Origin of the sequence: Burkholderia sp. AU32262, assembly GCF_020419985.1 — a bacterium.
Lineage (GTDB): Bacteria > Pseudomonadota > Gammaproteobacteria > Burkholderiales > Burkholderiaceae > Burkholderia > Burkholderia semiarida.
In genome coordinates this window covers 75,846-96,453 of record NZ_JAIZRS010000017.1, presented here as the reverse complement: position 1 = coordinate 96,453, position 20,608 = coordinate 75,846, and the positions used below count along the sequence as shown (strand labels likewise).

16 protein-coding genes are annotated in these 20,608 nt (G+C 68.4%); 8 read left to right on the top strand and 8 right to left on the bottom strand.

Annotation, left to right across the window (positions count from 1 at the left end; all coding sequences use genetic code 11):
• Positions 1–3: 3 nt before the first annotated feature.
• On the bottom strand, positions 4–648 hold the full coding sequence (gene maiA, locus LGN10_RS21080; RefSeq protein ID WP_099316832.1) for a maleylacetoacetate isomerase: 645 nt from the start codon (positions 646–648) through the stop codon (positions 4–6).
• Positions 649–828: 180 nt separating this feature from the next.
• Between maiA and ybiB the strand changes: the two genes are divergently transcribed.
• The gene (gene ybiB / locus LGN10_RS21075; RefSeq protein WP_060312535.1) at positions 829–1,800 is read left to right on the top strand and encodes a DNA-binding protein YbiB; all 972 of its coding nucleotides are present in this window, start codon (positions 829–831) and stop codon (positions 1,798–1,800) included.
• A gap of 378 nt (positions 1,801–2,178) precedes the next feature.
• The gene (leuA, locus tag LGN10_RS21070; RefSeq protein WP_060312532.1) at positions 2,179–3,825 is read left to right on the top strand and encodes a 2-isopropylmalate synthase; all 1,647 of its coding nucleotides are present in this window, start codon (positions 2,179–2,181) and stop codon (positions 3,823–3,825) included.
• A 155-nt stretch (positions 3,826–3,980) separates the two neighbouring features.
• Here the strand turns inward: leuA and LGN10_RS21065 are convergent, their stop codons facing one another.
• Both LGN10_RS21065 and LGN10_RS21060 read right to left on the bottom strand, forming a co-directional pair.
• Complete coding sequence (locus LGN10_RS21065) at positions 3,981–4,364, bottom strand: nuclear transport factor 2 family protein (protein ID WP_099316833.1); 384 nt, start codon at positions 4,362–4,364, stop codon at positions 3,981–3,983.
• A gap of 45 nt (positions 4,365–4,409) precedes the next feature.
• A complete protein-coding gene (locus LGN10_RS21060; protein WP_226224962.1) occupies positions 4,410–4,979 on the bottom strand; it encodes an acyloxyacyl hydrolase in 570 nt (189 codons plus the stop codon).
• A 359-nt stretch (positions 4,980–5,338) separates the two neighbouring features.
• Here LGN10_RS21060 and rpoH point away from each other — a divergent pair, with 359 nt between their 5' ends.
• The 6 genes from rpoH to LGN10_RS21030 all read left to right on the top strand — a co-directional run bounded on the left by rpoH (position 5,339) and on the right by LGN10_RS21030 (position 12,918).
• Positions 5,339–6,274: an RNA polymerase sigma factor RpoH gene (gene rpoH / locus LGN10_RS21055; RefSeq protein WP_060966632.1), complete on the top strand. Its 936-nt coding sequence runs from the start codon at positions 5,339–5,341 to the stop codon at positions 6,272–6,274.
• Positions 6,275–6,649: 375 nt separating this feature from the next.
• Entirely contained in the window at positions 6,650–6,925 is a 276-nt protein-coding gene (cydP, locus tag LGN10_RS21050) for a cytochrome oxidase putative small subunit CydP (RefSeq protein ID WP_264163220.1), read from the top strand.
• The gene (locus LGN10_RS21045; RefSeq protein WP_059575619.1) at positions 6,915–8,495 is read left to right on the top strand and encodes a cytochrome ubiquinol oxidase subunit I; all 1,581 of its coding nucleotides are present in this window, start codon (positions 6,915–6,917) and stop codon (positions 8,493–8,495) included. The genes cydP and LGN10_RS21045 overlap by 11 nt, the downstream gene beginning before the upstream one ends.
• A 31-nt stretch (positions 8,496–8,526) precedes the next feature.
• The gene (gene cydB / locus LGN10_RS21040; RefSeq protein WP_059575617.1) at positions 8,527–9,663 is read left to right on the top strand and encodes a cytochrome d ubiquinol oxidase subunit II; all 1,137 of its coding nucleotides are present in this window, start codon (positions 8,527–8,529) and stop codon (positions 9,661–9,663) included.
• A gap of 69 nt (positions 9,664–9,732) precedes the next feature.
• Positions 9,733–9,855: a cytochrome bd-I oxidase subunit CydX gene (gene cydX, locus LGN10_RS21035; RefSeq protein WP_006477761.1), complete on the top strand. Its 123-nt coding sequence runs from the start codon at positions 9,733–9,735 to the stop codon at positions 9,853–9,855.
• 591 nt (positions 9,856–10,446) lie between these two features.
• Complete coding sequence (locus LGN10_RS21030; protein WP_226224924.1) at positions 10,447–12,918, top strand: family 20 glycosylhydrolase; 2,472 nt, start codon at positions 10,447–10,449, stop codon at positions 12,916–12,918.
• 176 nt (positions 12,919–13,094) lie between these two features.
• Here LGN10_RS21030 and nagE read toward each other — a convergent pair whose 3' ends face one another.
• The 5 genes from nagE to LGN10_RS21005 form a co-directional block, all read right to left on the bottom strand.
• A complete protein-coding gene (gene nagE / locus LGN10_RS21025; RefSeq protein WP_059642664.1) occupies positions 13,095–14,864 on the bottom strand; it encodes an N-acetylglucosamine-specific PTS transporter subunit IIBC in 1,770 nt (589 codons plus the stop codon).
• An 87-nt stretch (positions 14,865–14,951) separates the two neighbouring features.
• Positions 14,952–17,534: a phosphoenolpyruvate--protein phosphotransferase gene (gene ptsP / locus LGN10_RS21020; RefSeq protein WP_226224923.1), complete on the bottom strand. Its 2,583-nt coding sequence runs from the start codon at positions 17,532–17,534 to the stop codon at positions 14,952–14,954.
• A gap of 15 nt (positions 17,535–17,549) precedes the next feature.
• Positions 17,550–18,575, bottom strand: a complete 1,026-nt coding sequence (locus LGN10_RS21015) for an SIS domain-containing protein (protein ID WP_226224960.1) — start codon at positions 18,573–18,575, stop codon at positions 17,550–17,552.
• Positions 18,568–19,671, bottom strand: coding sequence for an N-acetylglucosamine-6-phosphate deacetylase (gene nagA, locus LGN10_RS21010; protein ID WP_099316839.1), 1,104 nt, complete (start codon positions 19,669–19,671; stop codon positions 18,568–18,570). The genes LGN10_RS21015 and nagA overlap by 8 nt, the downstream gene beginning before the upstream one ends.
• Before the next feature lie 123 nt (positions 19,672–19,794).
• Positions 19,795–20,529, bottom strand: coding sequence for a GntR family transcriptional regulator (locus LGN10_RS21005; protein WP_059575605.1), 735 nt, complete (start codon positions 20,527–20,529; stop codon positions 19,795–19,797).
• Between the last annotated feature and the right edge of the window lie 79 nt (positions 20,530–20,608).

Here is a 20,608-nt window from a genome sequence, read left to right as displayed (position 1 = left end):
CGCTCATTCCGCGTCGGGCTGCACACCCGGCTCGGCGGCCTTGAACGCATCGATCGTCGCCGCATGGTCGACGATCCGCTGGATCGTCGGGAAACGCGTCGTATCGATCGAGAAGCGGTTCGCGTTGAACACCTGCGGCACGAGGCACACGTCGGCGAGCGTCGGCGTGTCGCCGAAGCACAGCTTGCCGGTGCGCGGATCGTTCGCGAGACGGGTCTCCAGTGTGTCGAAGCCCGCCTCGATCCAGTGCCGGTACCACGCGTTCTTTGCGTCCTCGGACACCTTCAGCGTGTGCTTCAGGTACTTCAGCACGCGCAGGTTGTTGAGCGGATGAATCTCGCACGCGATCTGCAGCGCGACCGCGCGCACGTACGCGCGATCGACCGGCCGCTTCGGCAGCAGCGCGGGCTCGGGATGGGTTTCGTCGAGATATTCGATGATCGCGAGCGACTGCTGCAGCGTCGCGTCGCCGTCGATCAGCGTCGGCACGACCGCATCCGGATTCAGCGCGCGGTACGCGTCCTTCAGTTGCTCGCCGCCGTCGCGCAGCATGTGCACGGGCGCATAGTCGAACGGCAATTGCTTCAGGTTCAGGGCGATCCGCACGCGGTACGACGCGGAACTGCGGAAATAGCTGTAGAGCTTCATGGGATGTCTCGCTTTTGGTCGTATTCGGCCGGCGGCGGCACGGGCGCGGCGCAGCCGGTGCGCGCGGCGCCGGGAACCAGAGTGTAGCGCGGCGCGATGCGCGGCCGCGCCCGTGCGATACTCGGGGCATTCCTCACCGCTCACCGCGCGGCCGATGCCGGCCGCCCGCCCCACGTTCCGATGACCGCTTCCCACGATCCCGCCGCCCCGTTCCCTTGCGCCCGCTTCATCAAGGAAATCGGCCGCGGCCCGAACGGCGCGCGCGCCCTGTCCGCCGAGGACACGTTCGAGCTCTATCGCGCGATGCTCGATGCGCGCGTGTCGGACCTCGAACTCGGCGCGATCCTGATCGCCTATCGGCTGAAAGGCGAATCGGCCGACGAGCTGGCCGCGATGCTCGCCGCCGCGCAAGCGTCGTTCGAGCCCGTGCACGTGCAGGACGCCGCGTTCCGCCCGGTGTCGATCCCGAGCTACAACGGCGCGCGCAAGCAGCCGAACCTCGTGCCGCTGCTCGCGTTGCTGCTCGCGCGCGAAGGCGTGCCGGTGCTCGTGCATGGGGTGGAGCGCGATCCGGGCCGCGTGACGAGCGCGGAGATCTTCTCGGCGCTGTCGCTCGCGCCGTCGACGTCGCACGATGCGATCGAGGACACGCTCGCCGAGCGCCGCGTCGCATTCGCGCCGATCGACGTGCTCGCGCCGCGCATCGCGCACCTGCTGTCGATGCGCAGCGTGCTCGGCGTGCGCAACTCGACGCATACGCTCGTGAAGATTCTGCAGCCGTTCGCGCCGGCCGGGCTGCGGCTCGTCAACTACACGCACCCGCCGTACCGCGACAGCCTCGCGCAGCTGTTCCGCGATCATCCGGACGCCGCGCTCGGCGGTGCGCTGCTCGCGCGCGGCACCGAAGGCGAAGCGGTGGCCGACACGCGGCGCCAGGTGCAGGTCGACTGGCTGCACGACGGCGTGTGCGACACGCTGATCGACGCCGAGCGTTCGTCGACCGACGCGCCGCCCGTCGCGCTGCCCGAGTCGCGCGATGCGGCCACCACGGCCGCGTGGACGGACGCCGTGCTGCGCGGCGAGGTGCCGGTGCCCGACACGGTCGCGCGGCAGGTCGCGACGATCGTGCGGATCGCCCGCGTCGCGCGCTGACGGCGCGGCGGCGCCCGCCCCGTTATCCCGATATTTGACACGGGAGCGCATCCTGGCATAGAGTTGGCGTCATGCGTTCCTTTCCGAACACCCTCCGAATTACCTCCGGCCGCCTAGCGCGGCCGCTATCGCTACGACTAGCCTAAGGCTGTCGTAGCGCCGTGTGCTGTCCGCACGGTCCTCCCAGCAGTTCCTCGCCGTACCCCTCTCGCAGTTTTTACAACCCGAAGTCGTCAGCCTTCGTCCGTCCATCCGTCGGCCGATTCGCGAAGATCATCCGCATCCATGGCGCCATCGCGCGCCGGGGGTGCGAGGCAGCGCCAACCATCGCCCATGCCGCCCGTCTTCGCTCGCGACTTGAGACCCGAGGTCCAGAAGATGATGCGCAATCCGCAAGACAAGTACCGTCCGTTCGAGCCCGTCCGCCTCAATGGCCGCCGCTGGCCGGCCCGCACCATCGAGCGCGCGCCCGTGTGGATGAGCACCGACCTGCGCGACGGCAACCAGTCGCTGATCGAGCCGATGAGCATCGAGCAGAAGCTCGAGTTCTTCGAGATGCTGGTCGCGATCGGATTCAAGGAGATCGAAGTCGGCTTTCCGTCGGCGTCGCAAACCGACTTCGATTTCGTCCGCAAGCTGATCGACGACAAGCGGATTCCCGACGACGTGACGATCGAGGTGCTCGTGCAGTCGCGCGAAGACCTGATCGCGCGCACGTTCGACGCGCTCGAAGGCGTGCCGCGCGCGATCGTGCACCTGTACAACGCGGTCTGCCCGTCGTTCCGCCGCATCGTGTTCGGGATGTCGAAGGACGACGTGAAGGCGCTCGCGATCGACGGCACGCGCATCATCAAGGAACACGCCGCCGCGCGCCCCGATACGCACTGGACGTTCCAGTACTCGCCGGAAACCTTCAGCATGACCGAGCTGACGTTCGCGCGCGAGATCTGCGACGCAGTCGCGCAGACGTGGCGTCCGACCCGCGACCACAAGATGATCGTCAACCTGCCGGCCACCGTCGAAGCCGCGACCCCGAACGTGTTCGCCGACCAGATCGAATGGATGGACCGCAACCTCGCGTATCGCGACAGCATCGTGCTCTCCGTGCATCCGCACAACGATCGCGGCACGGCGGTCGCGGCGGCCGAACTCGCGCTGCTCGCGGGCGCCGACCGCATCGAGGGCTGCCTGTTCGGCAACGGCGAGCGCACCGGCAACGTCGATCTCGTCACGCTCGCGTTGAACCTCTACACGCAAGGCATCGACCCGGGCCTCGATTTCTCCGACATCGACGCGGTGCGCCGCGTCGTCGAGCGCTGCAACCAGATTCCCGTGCATCCGCGCCACCCGTACGCGGGCGACCTGGTGTTCACCGCGTTTTCGGGCTCGCACCAGGACGCGATCCGCAAGGGTTTCGCACAGCAGCGCGCCGACGCGGTCTGGGAAGTGCCGTACCTGCCGATCGACCCCGCCGATCTCGGCCGCAGCTACGACGCGGTGATCCGCGTGAACAGCCAGTCCGGCAAGGGCGGCGCGACGTTCCTGCTCGAACGCGGGATGGGCTTCACGCCGACGCGCCGCGTGCAGATCGAATTCAGCCAGGCGGTGCAGACGCTCGCCGACGCGTCGGGCGAGGAAGTGACGGGCGACGCGATCTGCGCGCTGTTCGCGCGCGAATTCCTCGAAACCGACGGCCCGGCCGCACGCCACGGCAGCGGCGCGCGCTGGCGGAACCGCGAGATCGCCGCGGCGCCCGCCGCCGACGCGACGCCCGACGACACCGTGCGGCGTTTCGCCGCGGCATTTGCGACGGCCGCCGGCGCCGCCGTCGACATCGCGTCGTGCGAACACGTGCGCGCCGCGGACGGCCGGATCGCGGTATCGGTCGGCTGCCGGGTCGGCGACGCGCCGCTGCGGCACGGCGTCGGCGTGCACGCCGATGCGGCCAGCGCGGCGCTCGATGCGCTCGTCAGCGCGATCAACCGCTCGGCATGGCACTGCGCGGATCGCCGCGCGGCGGCCTGAGCGCCGGTTTTCGATGCAGGGTTGAATGTCAGCGAGCGGTGCGTGACCGCCCGTGCGCCGCGCGATCCGCGCCGCACGCGGCAGCAAAAAGCGGCTCAGAAGGCCGCTTCGGTCGAGGCATGAAAAGGGACACTACCCGGGGGCGCCACCCGCGCTCATGTTTCGGTCGCGCACCGCGTCGCCTGCCACGCGAGCAGCCGCCACTGCCCGTGCTCGTGCATGTGCACGGCCGTGTACGCGATCGGAAACACGAGGCCGCCATTGTTCGTTTCCATCTCGATCAACGCGCGCCCGGTCACGACGCAGGTGGCATCGCCGACGGGCAGCAGGTCCTGCGACTGGACCTCGATCTGACGATAGCGGCGGCGGCCGGCGACGATGGCGTCGATGAACTGCTGCTTCGTTTCGCGTTTGCCGTTGGTGTGCACGAAGAACACCTTGTCCGACAATTGCGCGTCGAGCGCCTCGCCGTCGCCGTCCACCATCGCCCGGAACCGATCGCGCTCGAGCGCGCGGATCGCATCGACCACCTTCGCCATCGCCTGACTCCTCGGCAACGCGCCCGCCGTGCGCCGGCGTGCGGATCAGAAGTTGTACTGCAGGTAGAACTGGTGGAAATTTATACCAGGATTCGGCTCTTTGATACCCGCGTTAGACACATGTTGGAAACGGTAACCAACCTGATACTGTTGCCGTTCGCCGAACTGCGCGCCGACGCCGACGACGTCCGCGAACTGGAACGATGTCGACAGCGACAGATTGTTCGAGATCGTCGGATGCGTAAGGAACCGGATGCTGGCGCCGGCCTCGACGAACGGGCGAACCTGGCCCGCGCTCTTGATGAAACGGAACATCGGCGTCGCGCCGAATTCACCGATGTTGGCGTGCACGTTGCCGCCGGTGTGCCAGTAGCCGACATGGCCTTCCATCACGAACGCGAAGTGCCAGCCGCCGATTTCCCACCAGTTCCAGCCCGGATCCCAGACCACGCCGAGATCGGCCTTGTCGATCCCGTGGCGATCGGAAAATCCGCCGCCCGCCTGGATTCCCCAGCGATCCGCGAAAGCCGCACCCGATCCGCCCAGGAGAGACGCCGCCAGCATCGCGTGCAGCACCACCCGGCCGCGGGGCCGACGGTTCTTCTTATTGTTCATCTGACACTCCAACTTTGTGGGTTGAATGGAGCCTGCCGCGACGGCCCGGCCCGAGCGAACTGAATGGTATGGTAAAGGACTTTTCGGATCGGCATCACGAAGCGAAATTGTTTGCTTCCAAAACGACAAAAATCGAAATCGTCTCCCGATTCCCATCAGAAACAACGGCTTACGGAACTTCGCGGCGGAGGCCTTGTCGCAGAATAGACTATCGACTCGACTGATTCGATAGAAAATAGGGAACTTGGATGCCCCCGTGGCCTCTAAGGAATTAGCACTCATCTTGCGGGAGTGCTAAGATGGCCTCCGGAATCTCAACCGAGACCGGGGGTTTGCCCCTGATTCCAAAGGAGTTTTTAGTGAGCAACGCCCTGACCCTCCCGAACACCCTGCGCCCGACGCCGGCCAAGGCCGAATCGGCAGGCTCGCTGGCGCTCGCAGCCCAATCGATGTTGCCCGGCCAGCTCGGCAACATCGACGCGTACATCCAGGCCGTCAATCGCATTCCGCTGCTGACCGCCGAAGAGGAACGCCGGTACGCAACCGAATTCCGCGAGGACAACAACCTCGACGCGGCGCGTCGGCTCGTGCTGTCGCACCTGCGTCTCGTCGTGTCGATCGCGCGCAACTACCTCGGCTACGGCCTGCCGCACGGCGACCTGATCCAGGAAGGCAACATCGGCCTGATGAAAGCCGTGAAGCGGTTCGACCCGGCGCAAAACGTGCGCCTGGTGTCGTATGCGATTCACTGGATCAAGGCCGAGATCCACGAGTACATCCTGCGCAACTGGCGCATGGTGAAGGTCGCGACGACGAAGGCGCAGCGCAAGCTGTTCTTCAACCTGCGCAGCCACAAGAAGAGCATGCAGGCGATGACGCCGGAGGAAATCGACGGCCTCGCGCAGGAGCTCAACGTCAAGCGCGAGGAAGTGACCGAGATGGAAACGCGCCTGTCGGGCGGCGACATCGCGCTCGAAGGGCAGGTCGACGACGGCGAGGAGTCGTACGCGCCGATCGCCTACCTGGCCGACTCGCACAACGAGCCGACCGCCGTGCTCGCCGCGCGCCAGCGCGACATGCTGCAGACGGACGGCATCGCGCAGGCGCTCGACGCGCTCGACGCGCGCAGCCGCCGCATCATCGAGGCGCGCTGGCTGCACGTCGACGACGACGGCTCGGGCGGCTCGACGCTGCACGATCTCGCCGCCGAGTTCGGCGTGTCGGCGGAACGCATCCGCCAGATCGAAGCGAGCGCGATGAAAAAGATGCGCACGGCCCTCGCCGAATACGCGTAAATCCCGGCGATTCAGAGCACTGCATCGAAACCGCTGCCCGACCGGCAGCGGTTTTTTTTCGTCCGTTTTCCACTGCTTTTGACGCGCTTTTCAGCGCGTTTCACACCCCGTTTTCCACCCCGCCTTCCACCCGTTAATTGAACTGATTCATCCGGCATTGCGCTATTTGCAGCGCTCATCCGCATAACCTTGATCCACCTCAATTTTTAACCCCTGTTTCGCGACGGTCTGCCGCAGCGCAGCACTCGGCATCGGAAAGCAGTCCTTTTAAAATTGGCACATCAGGCGCAAAAGGATTAAAACAGCTTCACGGCCGTCACCAATCCGACGTAAAGTCGCCCCCAATCCGACCTAAATCGATTCAGGATAATCGCCTTGATCTCGATCAATAAAGAGCCTGCGCCGCCCTCGCGGCCGGCCGGCCCGATCGGCTGGCGCGCGCGCATCGCCGCATGGGCGCGCGGACCGACCCTCACCCGCGACATCACCCTGGTGCTGATCGTCAAGCTGATCCTCCTGATGTCGCTCAAATACGCATTCTTCAATCATCCGCAGGCCGAGCACATGTCGTTGCCGCCTGCCGCCGTGGCCGAGAAGCTGCTCTCGGTGCCGGCGCCTGCACCCACCGAGGGAGACCACCATGATAAGTAGCGAAGTCGTCGATCTGTCGCGTCTGCAGTTCGGCATCACGGCGCTCTACCACTTCCTGTTCGTGCCGCTGACGCTCGGCCTGTCCTGGCTGCTCGTCATCATGGAAGCCGTCTACGTGATGACCGGCAAACAGGTCTACAAGGACATGACGCAGTTCTGGGGCAAGCTGTTCGGGATCAACTTCGCGATGGGCGTGACGACCGGCATCACGCTCGAATTCCAGTTCGGCACGAACTGGTCGTACTACTCGCACTACGTCGGCGACATCTTCGGCGTGCCGCTCGCGGTCGAAGGCCTGATGGCGTTCTTCCTCGAATCGACGTTCGTCGGCCTGTTCTTCTTCGGCTGGAACCGCCTGTCGAAGGTCAAGCACCTGATCGTCACGTTCCTCGTCGCGCTGGGCTCGAACCTGTCCGCGTTGTGGATCCTCGTCGCGAACGGCTGGATGAACAACCCGGTCGGCGCCGAATTCAACTACCAGACGATGCGCATGGAAATGACGAGCCTGTTCGACGTGCTGTTCAACCCGGTCGCGCAGGTGAAGTTCGTGCACACCGTGTCGGCCGGCTACGTGTCGGCGGCGATGTTCGTGCTCGGCGTGTCGTCGTGGTACCTGCTGAAGAAGCGCGACGTCGACTTCGCGCTGCGCTCGTTCGCAGTCGCGGCCGGCTTCGGCCTCGCGGCCACGCTGTGCGTGATCGTGCTCGGCGACGAATCGGGCTACACGACCGGCGAAGTGCAGAAGATGAAGCTCGCCGCGATCGAATCCGAATGGGAAACGCAGCCGGCGCCCGCGTCGTTCACGCTGATCGGCATCCCGAACCAGGAGGAACAGCGCACCGACTACGCGATCAAGATCCCGTACGCGCTCGGCCTGATCGCGACGCGCTCGATCGACGAACCGGTGATCGGCCTGCGCGACCTCGCGAAGCACAGCGAGGAGCACATCCAGAGCGGGATGATCGCGTACGGTGCGCTGCAGAAGATCAAGCAGGGCGACACGAGCGACGCGACCCGCGCGCTGTTCGACCAGCACAAGCAGTATCTCGGCTACGGGCTGATGCTCAAGCAGTTCACGCCGAACGTGACCGACGCGACGCCCGAGCAGATCAAGGCCGCCGCGAAGAAGACGATCCCGCCCGTCGCGCCGGTGTTCTTCTCGTTCCGGATCATGGTGTTCCTCGGCTTCCTGTTCGTCGCGACGTTCGTTGCCGCGTTCTGGTTCTGCGCGCGCCGGCAACTGCTGCAGGACAACCGCCGCTGGTTCCTGCGCTACGCGGTGTGGGCGATCCCGCTGCCGTGGATCGCGATCGAATTCGGCTGGATCGTCGCCGAGCTCGGCCGCCAGCCGTGGACGATCGCCGGCGTGCTGCCGACGCACCTGTCCGCGTCGAGCCTGCAGCCGAGCGACCTGTACCTGAGTCTCGCCGGCTTCATCCTGTTCTACACCGCGCTGTTCGTCATCGAGATCAAGCTGATGTTCAAGTACGCGCGCCTCGGCCCGTCGTCGCTGCATACCGGCCGCTATCACCACGAACTCGCCGCTGCCGGCGAGCGGGCCGCGGTTTGAACACGCCCTCGCAACCGAACAAGGAATCGCTATGGACTATGCAACGCTCAAGCTGATCTGGTGGGTGCTCGTCGGCGTGCTGCTGATCGGCTTCGCCGTCACCGACGGCTTCGACATGGGCGCGACCGCGCTGCTGCCGTTCCTCGGCAAGACCGACGAGGAGCGCCGCATCATCGTCAACACGGTCGGCGCGACGTGGGAAGGCAACCAGGTGTGGCTGATCACGGCCGGCGGCGCGATGTTCGCGGCCTGGCCGCTCGTCTACGCGGCGTCGTTCTCCGGCTTCTACTTCGCGATGCTGCTCGTGCTGTTCGCGCTGTTCTTCCGGCCGGTGGGCTTCGACTACCGCAGCAAGCGGCCGGACCCGCGCTGGCGCGCGGGCTGGGACTGGGGCCTGTTCGCCGGCGGCTTCGTGCCGGCGCTCGTGTTCGGCGTCGCGTTCGGCAACCTGCTGCAGGGCGTGCCGTTCAAGTTCGACAGCGACCTGCGCGTGACCTACTACGGCGGCTTCTGGGCGCTGCTGAACCCGTTCGCGCTGCTGTGCGGGCTCGTCAGCCTCACGATGCTCGTCGCGCACGGCGCGGCGTTCATCAAGATGAAGACCGACGGCGCGATCGCGCGCCGTGCGTCGATCGCGCTGCGCGTGGCGTCGTTCCTCGCGGTCGTGCTGTTCGTGCTGGCCGGCGTGCTGGTGGCCTCCTACATCGGCGGCTTCCACATCACCCACGCCGCGCCGACCGACACCGTCGCGAACCCGCTGCTCAAGGACGTCGCCGCCGGTTCGGGCCTGTGGCTCGCGAACTACGGCGACTATCCGTGGATGATCGCGGCGCCGGTCGTCGGGATCGCGGGCGGCGTGCTCGCGCTGCTGCTCGCCGGCTCGAAGCAGGAAAAGACGGCGTTCTTCTGCACGGGCCTGATGATCGCCGGCGTGATCCTGACCGCGGGCTTCTCGATGTTCCCGTTCATCATGCCGTCGTCGCTCGACCCGCGCAGCAGCCTGACCGTGTGGGATTCGACGTCGAGCCACATGACGCTGCAGGTGATGCTGTTCGCGGTGATCGTGTTCCTGCCGATCGTGCTGATCTACACGAGCTGGGTGTATCGCGTGATGCGCGGGAAGGTCACGCACCAGACGCTCGAAGAGAACAAGCACTCGATGTATTGATGCATTGAACCGGGTCGGGGCGCGCGGGCGCCTCGCCCGCCGTTCCACCGTTTCGCAAGGAGTCGGATCATGTGGTATTTCAGCTGGATTCTCGGTATCGGCGTCGCGCTGTCGTTCGGCATCGTCAACGCGATGTGGCTCGAAGCGCGGCAGAAGACGCAGGAAGCGCCCGTGCGGGCACGCCGCGACTGACGCACAGGCGCACCGGCGCACTGACGCGTGACGCGCGCGCCGATCGCGCGCCGCCACCGTCCGGAAGGGAAAGAACCTCGCTTCACGCGAGGTTTTTTTTCGTCCTGGCCGCGCGCGGGCAGGCATCGTGCATCGATGCCAATTTAGCGCCAGATTGATACCACTTGAATACCAATAAAAGGTTTCATAAGATCGTTGGACACGGCCGCTGACAGGCCGATTCCTTCTGGGTGGGGGAGACATGCGAATCCCGTGTGTGGCGTGCGCGTGCGCGCCGTGTCGACGTCCGCGTGCCGCGGCGCGCGCCGTCGTCGCGATCGCGTGCGGCCGCACGTATGCCGTCGGCCGCGGCCGCGTCGTCGTCGCGGCGGTTGCCGCGCGCCGCCGATGAATCCGCGCACGCGGCCGCGCCGATCCGATCGGCACGCATGCCCGCCTCCCGTTCCGTAACGCACGCTCCCGCGTGCCGAATGCGCGCGGTGCAGCCGCATCGCCCCGCGTGCAGGCATCTCCCGCAGCTCCACTGAAAGACCCGATCGCAGCGACGTCGCGTCACGACGCCGCCACGCCCTCTTTTTCTCAGGAGTTCGAATGAAGCGTACCTTGCCATCCCTCATTGCCGGTCTGCTGCTCGCGGTGCTGCCCCCCACCGCGATCGCCGCGGTACCGGCGTCGCCCGCCGCCGGCGCGACCGCCGGCGCCGCGCAAGCAGCCAGCCTCGCGACGGTGCTGTCGAACGGGCTCGCGTTGCGCGTGGCCGTCGACAACAACCATGCGGCCGCCGCGGGCGTACCCTGCGCCGATCTCGGCGCCGACGGCGCGGCCTGCGCGACGGGCCGCCTGATCCTGCAGAACCGCGGCCACCAGGCGATCGCCGACGGCGGCTGGAAGCTCTACCTGCACAGCATCCGCCGCCTGCTACGGATCGACCGCCCGGGCTTCGCGCTGCGGCGGCTCACCGGCGACCTGTACGAACTGACGCCGCAACCGGGCTCGGTGCGGCTCGCGCCCGGCGAGCGCATCGAGTTGCCGTTCGTCGCCGAATACTGGCTGCTGCGTTACAGCGACGTGATTCCGCGCCCGTATGTCGTCGTCGACGGCGCGCCGCCGGCCGTGCTGCGCTACAACGATACCGACAACGAGTTGCGCTACGTCGAAACCCTGCCGGCCGACGCGCAGAACAATTCGACCGGCAACGCGCCGCCCGTGGCCGCACGGCCCGATCCGGGCCGCGCGCTGCCGAGCGTGAAGCGCGAACTGCCGCTGCCCGGCACGCTCGAGCTGCGCGGCGTCGAACTCGCGCTGCCGGACCTGCCGGACGCGCAGGTCGCGGCGCTGCGCGAGCGCGCGACGACGCTCGGGCTCGACGGCGCACGCGTGCCGGTTCGCGGCTTCGTCGCGCCGCGCCGGCTGCCGGCCGACCTCGCGACACCGGGCGGCTACCGGCTCGCGATCGGGCCGCGCGGCGTGCTGATCGAAGGCTACGATCGCGCGGGCCTCTACTACGGCGTGCAGACGCTCTACTCGCTCGCGCCGGCCGGCGGCGGCCCGATTCCCGCGATGCTCGTCGAGGATGCGCCGCGCTTCACGCATCGCGGCATGCACGTCGACCTCGCGCGCAACTTCAAGCAGCCGGCGACGCTGCGCCGCCTGATCGACCAGATGAGCGCGTACAAGCTCAACCGGCTGCACCTGCATCTGTCCGACGACGAGGGCTGGCGCATCGAGATTCCCGGCCTGCCCGAGCTGACCGAGATCGGCTCGCGCCGCTGTCACGACCCGGACGAGACGCGCTGCCTGCTGCCGCAGCTCGGCTCCGGCCCCGACAACCGCTCGGGCGGCGGCTACCTGACGCGCGACGACTACGTGGCGCTCGTGCGCTACGCGGCCGCGCGTTTCGTGCAGATCATCCCCGAGATCGACATGCCCGCGCACGCACGGGCTGCCGTCGTGACGATGGAGGCGCGCTACCGGCGGCTGCATGCGGCCGGCCGCGAGCAGGAAGCGAACGCGTATCGGCTGCTCGACCCGCAGGACACGACGAACCTGACGACGGTGCAGTTCTACGACCGGCGCAGCGACCTGAACCCATGCGTGCCGGGCGCGCTGAACTTCGCGTCGAAGGTGATCCGCGAGATCGCGGCGATGCACGCGGACGCGCAGGCGCCGCTGCAGACCTGGCACTACGGCGGCGACGAAGCGAAGAACATCTTCCTCGGCGGCGGCTTCCAGCCGCTGAACGGCACCGACCCGAACAAGGGGCGCATCGATCTGGCCGCGCAGGACAAGCCGTGGGCGCGGTCGCCCGCGTGCGCGGCGCTGCTCCAGCGCGGTGAGATCAAGTCGATCGACGAGCTGCCGACGCGCTTCGCGAAACAGGTGAGCGCGGCGGTCGACGCGAACGGGATCGGCACGATGGCCGCGTGGCAGGACGGCATCAAGCATGCGAACGGGCCGCGGGATTTCAGCACGCGCCACGTGATGGTGTCGCTGTGGGACACGATCTTCTGGGGTGCGTCGGACAGCGCGCGCGACCTGAGCGGCAAGGGCTACCAGACGGTGCTCGCGCTGCCCGACTACCTGTACTTCGACTTCCCGTACACGCTCAATCCGCGCGAGCGCGGCTACTACTGGGGCTCGCACGCGACCGACGAGTACAAGGTGTTCTCGCTCGCGCCGGAGAACCTGCCGCAGAACGCCGAGGTGATGGGCGACCGCGACGGCAACGCGTTCGAGGTGACGGGCACGGGCCCCGCGCCGCGCATCGAGGGCATGCAGGGCCAGGCGTGGGGCGAGGTGATGCGCAACGACACCTTCCTCGAATACATGACCTACCCGCGGCTGCTCGCGCTGGCCGAGCGCGCGTGGCACCGGGCCGACTGGGAGCTGCCGTATGCGGCCGGCGTGCGCTTCAAGCGCGGCGACACGCACCACGTCGACATCGCCGCGCTGCAGCGCGACTGGGCCGGCTTCGCGACGCTGCTCATGCAACGCGAATTGCCGAAGCTCGACCGGGCCGGCATCGGCTACCGGAAACCGACCTTCACGCTGACGAATCCGTGAACGGTTGAACGGCCTGGCAGTCGGCGCGTCAGGCGAAGCGGGCCCACGCATCGCCTGTCGCGCATCGAGCATTGCCCGCGCCAAAGAAAAAACGGCTTGCGACGTACGCGTCGCAAGCCGTTTTTCGTTTCATCCCCGGCCGGACCCGCCACGCGGCTCCGGCCGGCTTCACCGCCTCACGCCGGTTGTGCCGCCGCCCCGCCGCCCGACGGCGGCAGGCGCGCGCCGAGCTGTTCGGCATAGCGTGCGGCCGCGTTGCCGCAGACGATATGGAACGTGTCGAGCGACACCCATGCGACGTCGAGTGCGCCGAGACGCTCGCGATCGACCGCCGACGGATCGCGCACGACCACGCGCAGGCGCGTGGTGGCCACCGCATCGAGCGACACGACGTTGGTCGCGCCGCCGAATACCGCGAGCCAGCGCGTCGGCTCCGGATCGAGCGGGCCGGCGGCCGCGCCCGTGACGGGCTGCGCGGCGGCGGCCGGCGCCGTCGCTGCCGCGCCGGTCGCGCCGCTGCCGATCGCGGCGCGCATCTCGTCGGCAATGATGTCGGCCTCGGGCCCGATGATCACCTGCACGCTGTTGCCGCCGCGCTTGAGCACGCCGCGTGCGCCGATCGACTTCAGTTCCGGCTCCGATACCTTTTCCGGATCGACGACGCTCAGGCGCAGGCGCGTCGTGCACGCGTCGACGACCGACAGGTTGGCCGCCCCGCCGAGCGCGGCGATGTAGCGTTGCGCGCGCGGTGCGGCAGCCGTTGCAGCCGCGCCCGCGGCCGGCGCGACGAAGCCGCCCGATGCATACGATTCCGTGGCCGCATCGGCCGAGGCCGGCTCGCGGCCCGGCGTGGCCATGTTGAACTTGCGGATGAAGAAGCGGAACAGCCCGTAGTATGCGACGCCGTACGCGATGCCGAGCGGGATCGCGATCCAGCCCTTCGTCGACAGCCCGTAGTTCAGCACGTAGTCGATCGCGCCGGCCGAGAACGTGAAGCCGAGCTTCACGCCGAGGATCTGGCAGATCGCGAGCGACAGCCCGGTGAGCACCGCGTGGATCACGTACAGCACCGGCGCGAGGAACATGAAGCTGAATTCGATCGGCTCGGTCACGCCGGTCAGGAACGACGTCAGCGCCATCGAGAACAGCAGGCCGCCGACCATCGCGCGGCGCTCCTTCGGCGCTTCGTGCAGCATCGCGAGACACGCGGCCGGCAGGCCGAACATCATGATCGGGAAGAAGCCGGCCATGAAGGTGCCCGCGGTCGGATCGCCCGCGAAGAAGCGGTGCAGGTCGCCGTGCACGATTTCGCCGCCGGCCGGCGGCGTGAAGTTGCCGAACACGAACCATGCAAGCGAGTTGATGATGTGGTGCAGGCCGGTGACGAGCAGCAGCCGGTTCAGGAAGCCGAACACGAACGCACCGATCGCGCCCGCCGTCGTCAGCCACTGGCCGGCCGCGTCGATCGCATGCTGGATCGGCTGCCACACGTACCCGAACGCGATGCCCAATATCACGCACACCAGCCCCGTGATGATCGGCACGAACCGCTTGCCGCCGAAGAACGCGAGGTAGTCCGGCAGCTTGATGTCCTTGTAGCGGTTGTACAGCAGCCCCGCGACGACACCCGCGATGATCCCGGACAGCACGCCCATGTTCAGCTTGGGATCGATGTCCTTCATGATCGCGGTTTCGATCAGGTAGCCGATCGCGCCCGCGAGCGCCGCCACGCCGTTGTTGTCCTTCGCGAAGCCGACCGCCACGCCGATCGCGAACAGCAGCGGCAGGTTGTCGAAGATCGCGCCGCCGGCGTCGGCGATCATCTTGATGTTGAACACGTCCGGCTGGCCGAGCCGCAGCAGGATGCCGGCGACCGGCAATACCGCGATCGGCAGCATCAGCGCCCGGCCCAGGCCCTGTATTTTCAGAAACGGATTCCCGTCCATTCGATCCTCCAATCCATGTCTCGTCGTTAAGCGTCGTTGACCTAATTGCTTTCGTAGTAAAACGGGCCGCGAGCCCGCCGTCGACGCTCAGTCGAGCGGCCAGACCTCGCGGCTTGCTGCCCTTACCGCCTGTGCCGAATCGAGCGCGAGCAGATCCTGCGCGCGCTGACGACACAACTGGTAATCGAGACGGCGCACACGCGCCTTGATGCCCGGCACCGCCACCGGATCGACCGACAGCTCGGTCACGCCGAGGCCCACCAGGACCGGCACCGCGAGCGGATCGCCGCCGAGCGCGCCGCATACGCCGACCCACTTGCCGTGCTTCGCGGCGCCGCGCACCGCGATGTCGATCAGGCGCAGCACGGCCGGATGCAGGCCGTCGGACTGCGCGGCGAGATCGGCCTGGCAGCGATCCATCGCGAGCGTGTATTGCGTGAGGTCGTTGGTGCCGATCGACAGGAAATCCGCATGCTGCGCGAGCTGGTCGGCCAGCAGCGCGGCCGACGGCACCTCGATCATCACGCCCACCTCGATCGGCTCGGTGCGGCCCTGCGCGCGCGCGAATTCGTCGATGCGCTTCCTCAGCCGCACGAGTTCGCCCGCGTCGGTCACCATCGGCAGCAGGATGCGCACCGCGCCGAACGGTTTCACCGCGAGCAGGCCCTGCAACTGATCGTCGAGCAGATCGGGGCGCACCTGCGCGAGACGGATGCCGCGCAGCCCGAGCGCCGGGTTCGGCTCGGGCGGCAGCGTCAGGTAGTCGACTTCCTTGTCCGCGCCGACGTCGAGCGTGCGGATGATCGCCGTGCGGCCCTGCAGCGCGTCGACGATCGACTGGTAGCTCTGCTGGTGCTCGACGACGGTCGGCGCGGCCTGGCGGTGGATGAACATCAGTTCGGTGCGCAGCAGGCCGACCGCATCGGCGCCGTTGTCGACCGCGGTGTTCGCGTCGTCGAGCGTCGCGATGTTCGCGGCGACCTCGATCGCGCGGCCGTCGACCGTCGCGGCCGCAACGCCCGCCTGTTGCCGGTTCGCCTCGCGCACGCCGTCCAGGCGCTGGCGCTCGTGCCGCGCGCGCTCGACGTCGAGCGCGGTCGGCGCGTGTTCGAGCCGGCCCGCGCTCGCATCGACGACGACCTGCGTGCCGTCCGGAATCGTGTACAGCGCATCGCCGACCGCCACCAGCGCCGGGATGCCGAGCTGCCGCGCGATGATCGCCGCGTGCGACGTCGCGCCGCCGCGCGCCATCACGAGCGCGGTCACGCGCTCGCGATCGAGCGACGACAGGTCGGACGGCGTGAATTCGTCGGCCGCGAGCACGGCTTCGTCGGGTAGCGTGCGCGCCGCGCCGTTCGTGTGGCCGAGCGCGCGCAGCACGCGCTTCTCGATGTCGCGCAGGTCGGCCGCGCGCTCGGCGAGCAGCGCGTCGTCGAGCTTCGACAGCGTGTCGATCTGCGTGCGGATCGTCTCGCGCCACGCGAAGCCGGCACCCTTGCCGAGGCTGATCAGGTCGCGCGCCGCGTCGATCAGCGTCGGGTCTTCCAGCAGCACGCGATGCACCGCGAAAATCCCCGCCTCGCCGACCGCGCCGCGCGCCGACGCGTTGCGAACCGTTTCGGCGAGTTCGGCGTCGATCGCCTTCAGCGCCTGGTCGAGCCGGCGGCTCTCGGACGCGGGCGTGCCGGACGCCTGTTCGGGCGGCACGATGTCCGCATCGTCGAGACGCACCAGCGTGCCGACCGCGATGCCGGGCGCCGCGCACACGCCGGCGAGCGTGTTCGGGTCGAGCGCCGCGCCGGTGGCGTGCACGATGGTTTGCGGCGCGGGCGATTTCAGCCGCGCCGGCTTTTCCTCCACTTCGCCGTGCGCTTCGCGCAGCAGCTCGCGCTCGACCGCATCGACGGCCTGCTGCGCGTGCGCGCCGCGGCCGACCAGTTCGACCGTCGCGCCTTCGCCGGCGCCGAGACCGAGCAGACCGACGACGCTCGCGATCGACGCCTTGCGGCCGTCGAACAGCACGTCGACGCTCGCGTCGAACCCGCGCGCGGCTTCGCGCGCCCGCGCGGCCGGCCGCGCATGCAGGCCGCCCGGCTGCGCGAGCACGATCTCGCGGCGCACTTCGTTGTGCGCGGCCGCGCCGGCCTGCGCCGCCTGCGCGGCGGCTTCGCCCTTGCCGCGCAGCACGAGCAACGGCGTCTCGCCGGCCGTCGCGAAACCGCTCGCGCGGTCGACCACCTCGAACGCATCGGAATTCGCGATCGCGATCACCGACACGAGCGAATGCGCGTGACGCGCCACCGCGTCCTGGTCGAACTCGATCAGCAACGCGCCCGCTTCGACGCGTGCGCCGGCTTCGACGTGCGCGATGAAGCCCTGCCCGTTCAGCTCGACGGTGTCGATGCCGATGTGCAGCAGCACTTCCGCGCCTTGCGGCGTCGTGATCGTCACCGCGTGGCCGGTGCGCGCGAGATGCGACACGACGCCCGCGCACGGCGCGACGAGCCGGCCCGCGAGCGGGTCGATGCCGATGCCGTCGCCGAACATCCCGCCGGAGAACACGGGATCGGGCACGTCGGCCAGTGCGACGATCGGCCCCGTCAACGGGCTGAGCAGGACGATCTGATCGTGGGTGGGGCTCTTCAACTGGGACTCCTCGGCGCGTCTCATCGGCTTTCTCGGCTATCAGTGCGTTTCGGTGACTTTGTTCAGGTGGCGCGGCGTATCGGGATTGCGGCCGCGCGCGACGGCGAGATCCGCCGCCATCACGTAGAACGAAAGAATGGCGGCGATCGGGTCGAGCGCCGGATGGGCGGACCGCGCGAGCGGCAGCACGGTGCCCTTTACGTCGGGCGTGCCGGGCGTGCCGGCGGGCGCCGCGAGCAGCACGGCGGCGCCGCGTGCGCGCATGTCGGCGGCGAGCTGCAGCAGCCCGGCCTGTTCCGGCCCGGGCGGCGCGAACACGAGCAGCGGATAGTCGCGGTCGATCAGCTCCATCGGGCCGTGGCGGACTTCGGCGCTCGAGAATGCCTCGGCCTGGATGCCGGACGTTTCCTTCAGCTTCAGCGCGGCTTCCTGCGCAATGGCGAGACCGAGGCCGCGGCCGATCACGATCATCCGCTCGACGCCCGCGAGCGCCGCGACGGCCGCCGACCAGTCGAGCCGGCCGGCCTGCGCGAGCACGTCGGGCAGGCCGCGCAATGCGGTGACGAGCGCGGCGTCGCGCTGCCAGTACGCGACGATCTGCGCGGAGGCCGACAGCATCGCGATATAGCTCTTGGTCGCCGCGACCGACAATTCGGGGCCGGCCAGCAGCGGCAACTGGTGCTCGCACGCGTCGGCGAGCGGCGACGGCAGCACGTTCACGGCGGCGACCGTGCGCGCGCCGGCTTCGCGCAGCGCGGCCATCGTGTTGACGAGATCGGGGCTCTTGTCCGACTGGGAGAATGCGATCGCGAGCTGATCCTGCACCTTCAGCGGCGCCTGCTGCAGCGTCGCGACCGACATCGGCAGCGACGCGACCGGCACGCCGAGGCGGCTCATCGTCAGGCTCGCGAAATAGCTGGCGGCATGATCCGAGCTGCCGCGCGCGACCGTCAGCGCGACGGCCGGCGGGTGATCGAGCAATTGGCCGGCGAGCGCTTCGACGCGCGCGGTGTCGGCGAGTTGCGCGGCGACGACCTGGGCGGACTCGCGCGCTTCCTTAAGCATATTCGACAATCGATTCTCCTTCGACGTAGGTCGCGGTGAGGTTCAGGTCGCGATCGAACACCGCGAGGTCGGCCCATGCGCCGAGCGCGAGGCGGCCGCGATCGGCGATGCCGAGGTAGTCGGCCGCGTAGCGCGACATCCGGTTCGACACGTCGGCGATCGGCAGGCCGAGCGACACGAGGTTGCGCAGCGCCTGGTCCATCGTCAGCGTGCTGCCGGCGAGCGTGCCGTCGGCGAGCCGCACGCCGCCGAGGCATTTCGTCACGTGCTGGCTGCCGAGCCGGTATTCGCCGTCGGGCATGCCGGTGGCGGACGTGCTGTCGGTCACGACGTACAGGCGCGGGATCGCGCGCAGCGCGGCGCGAATCGCGCCCGGATGGACGTGCAGCAGATCGGGAATGATTTCCGCGTATTCGGCATGCGCGAGCGCCGCGCCGACGAGGCCCGGGTTGCGGTGATGCAGCGGCGACATCGCGTTGAACAGGTGCGTGAAACCGCACGCGCCGTGCTTGAGCGCGGCGACCGCGTCGTCGTAGGTCGCGAGCGAATGGCCGAGCTGCACGCGCACGCCGCGCGCGGCCATCTCGCCGATGATCTCGATGTGGCCCGCGATTTCCGGCGCGAGCGTGACGACGCGGATCGGCGCGATCGACAGGTACTTCAGCACTTCGTCGAGCACGGCCGACACGGCCGCGTCGGGCTGCGCGCCGAGCTTGCCGGGGTTGATGTACGGCCCTTCGAGATGCACGCCGAGCACCCGTGCGCCGCCCGGCGTGCGGGTGCGCGCGACGGTGCCGAGATTCGCGACGACCTCCATCAGCTCGTCGCGCGGCGCGGTCATCGTCGTCGCGAGCAGGCTCGTCGTGCCGAATTGCGCATGCGTGCGGGCGATCGTTTCGATCGCGTCGCCGCCTTCCATCACGTCGGCGCCGCCGCCGCCATGCACGTGCAGGTCGATGAAGCCGGGCAGGATGTACGGCGCGTCGTTCGTCGCGGGATCGACGGGCGTGCCGTCCAGCGTGGTGATGCGGCCGTTCTCGCTATCGAGCGAGCCGTGAATCCAGCCGTCGGGGGTGAGGATGTTGCCAGTCAGCATGACGTGTCTCTTGATGATCGGGTGACGCGGGCATCCGCGTCGCGATTGGCCAATTCGTTGCGATTCATTGCGCACGATTGCGTTCCATCGCGATCGCGCGAGGTGCGCAGGCAGTCGCGCGCGTCAGCGTTTCAGTTCGGCGACGAAGTCGTAGTAGTCGTCGCGGCAATACGTTTCGGTCACTTCGATCGCGCGCTGGTCGACGCCGTAGCCGATGCGCGTGATCACGAGGAGCGCCGAGCCCGGCTTCACCGCCATCCATTTCGCGATCGCGTGCGTCGCGTTGGCCGCGCGAAAGTGCTGCAGCGCGCGCACGACGGTCATGCCGCGCGCCTCGAGGTATTCGTACAGCGACGCGCCGAGCACCTGCGGATCGGGCACCACCGCGGCCGGCAGCGTCGAATGCTCGACCGCCATCACGATGCCGTCCGCGCGGCGCAGCCGTTCGAGCCGCGCGACCGTCGCGCCGGGCGCGAGGCCGAGATGCGTGAGCTCGTCGCGGCTCGCGGCGCGCAGCGTGCGCGACAGCCACACCGAATCGGGCACGAAGCCGCGCTGCCGCATCTTCGCGGTGAAGCCGACGAGACGCGACAGCGGATCGGCGACGCGCGGCGTGATGAAGCTGCCCGCGCCGCGCGCCCGCTTGATCAGCCCCTGCTCGACCAGCAGCGCGAGCGCACGACGCGCGGTGATCCGCGATACGCCGACCGACACCGACAGCAGCCGCTCCGACGGCAGCGCCTCGCCGGCCCGCCACGCGCCGGCGTGGATCGCGCTCGCCAGATTGCGGGCGAGCTGCAGATAGAGCGGCGTGTCGTCGAGGGGATCGGGCGCCAGTTCGGCCCAGCCGGTTTCCATGTGCCTCCGCGTGTCGGACGACGATCTCGGACCGTCGAAAGTGAATGCATTATATAACCACCATAATACCAGTCAACGA

Coding starts and splice junctions, on each gene's coding strand:
- maiA (WP_099316832.1), bottom strand. CDS start 648: ATGAAGCTCTACAGCTATTTCCGCAGTTCCGCGTCGTACCGCGTGCGG.
- ybiB (WP_060312535.1), top strand. CDS start 829: ATGACCGCTTCCCACGATCCCGCCGCCCCGTTCCCTTGCGCCCGCTTC.
- leuA (WP_060312532.1), top strand. CDS start 2,179: ATGATGCGCAATCCGCAAGACAAGTACCGTCCGTTCGAGCCCGTCCGC.
- LGN10_RS21065 (WP_099316833.1), bottom strand. CDS start 4,364: ATGGCGAAGGTGGTCGATGCGATCCGCGCGCTCGAGCGCGATCGGTTC.
- LGN10_RS21060 (WP_226224962.1), bottom strand. CDS start 4,979: ATGAACAATAAGAAGAACCGTCGGCCCCGCGGCCGGGTGGTGCTGCAC.
- LGN10_RS21045 (WP_059575619.1), top strand. CDS start 6,915: ATGATAAGTAGCGAAGTCGTCGATCTGTCGCGTCTGCAGTTCGGCATC.
- cydB (WP_059575617.1), top strand. CDS start 8,527: ATGGACTATGCAACGCTCAAGCTGATCTGGTGGGTGCTCGTCGGCGTG.
- cydX (WP_006477761.1), top strand. CDS start 9,733: ATGTGGTATTTCAGCTGGATTCTCGGTATCGGCGTCGCGCTGTCGTTC.
- LGN10_RS21030 (WP_226224924.1), top strand. CDS start 10,447: ATGAAGCGTACCTTGCCATCCCTCATTGCCGGTCTGCTGCTCGCGGTG.
- nagE (WP_059642664.1), bottom strand. CDS start 14,864: ATGGACGGGAATCCGTTTCTGAAAATACAGGGCCTGGGCCGGGCGCTG.
- ptsP (WP_226224923.1), bottom strand. CDS start 17,534: ATGAGACGCGCCGAGGAGTCCCAGTTGAAGAGCCCCACCCACGATCAG.
- LGN10_RS21015 (WP_226224960.1), bottom strand. CDS start 18,575: ATGCTTAAGGAAGCGCGCGAGTCCGCCCAGGTCGTCGCCGCGCAACTC.
- nagA (WP_099316839.1), bottom strand. CDS start 19,671: ATGCTGACTGGCAACATCCTCACCCCCGACGGCTGGATTCACGGCTCG.
- LGN10_RS21005 (WP_059575605.1), bottom strand. CDS start 20,529: ATGGAAACCGGCTGGGCCGAACTGGCGCCCGATCCCCTCGACGACACG.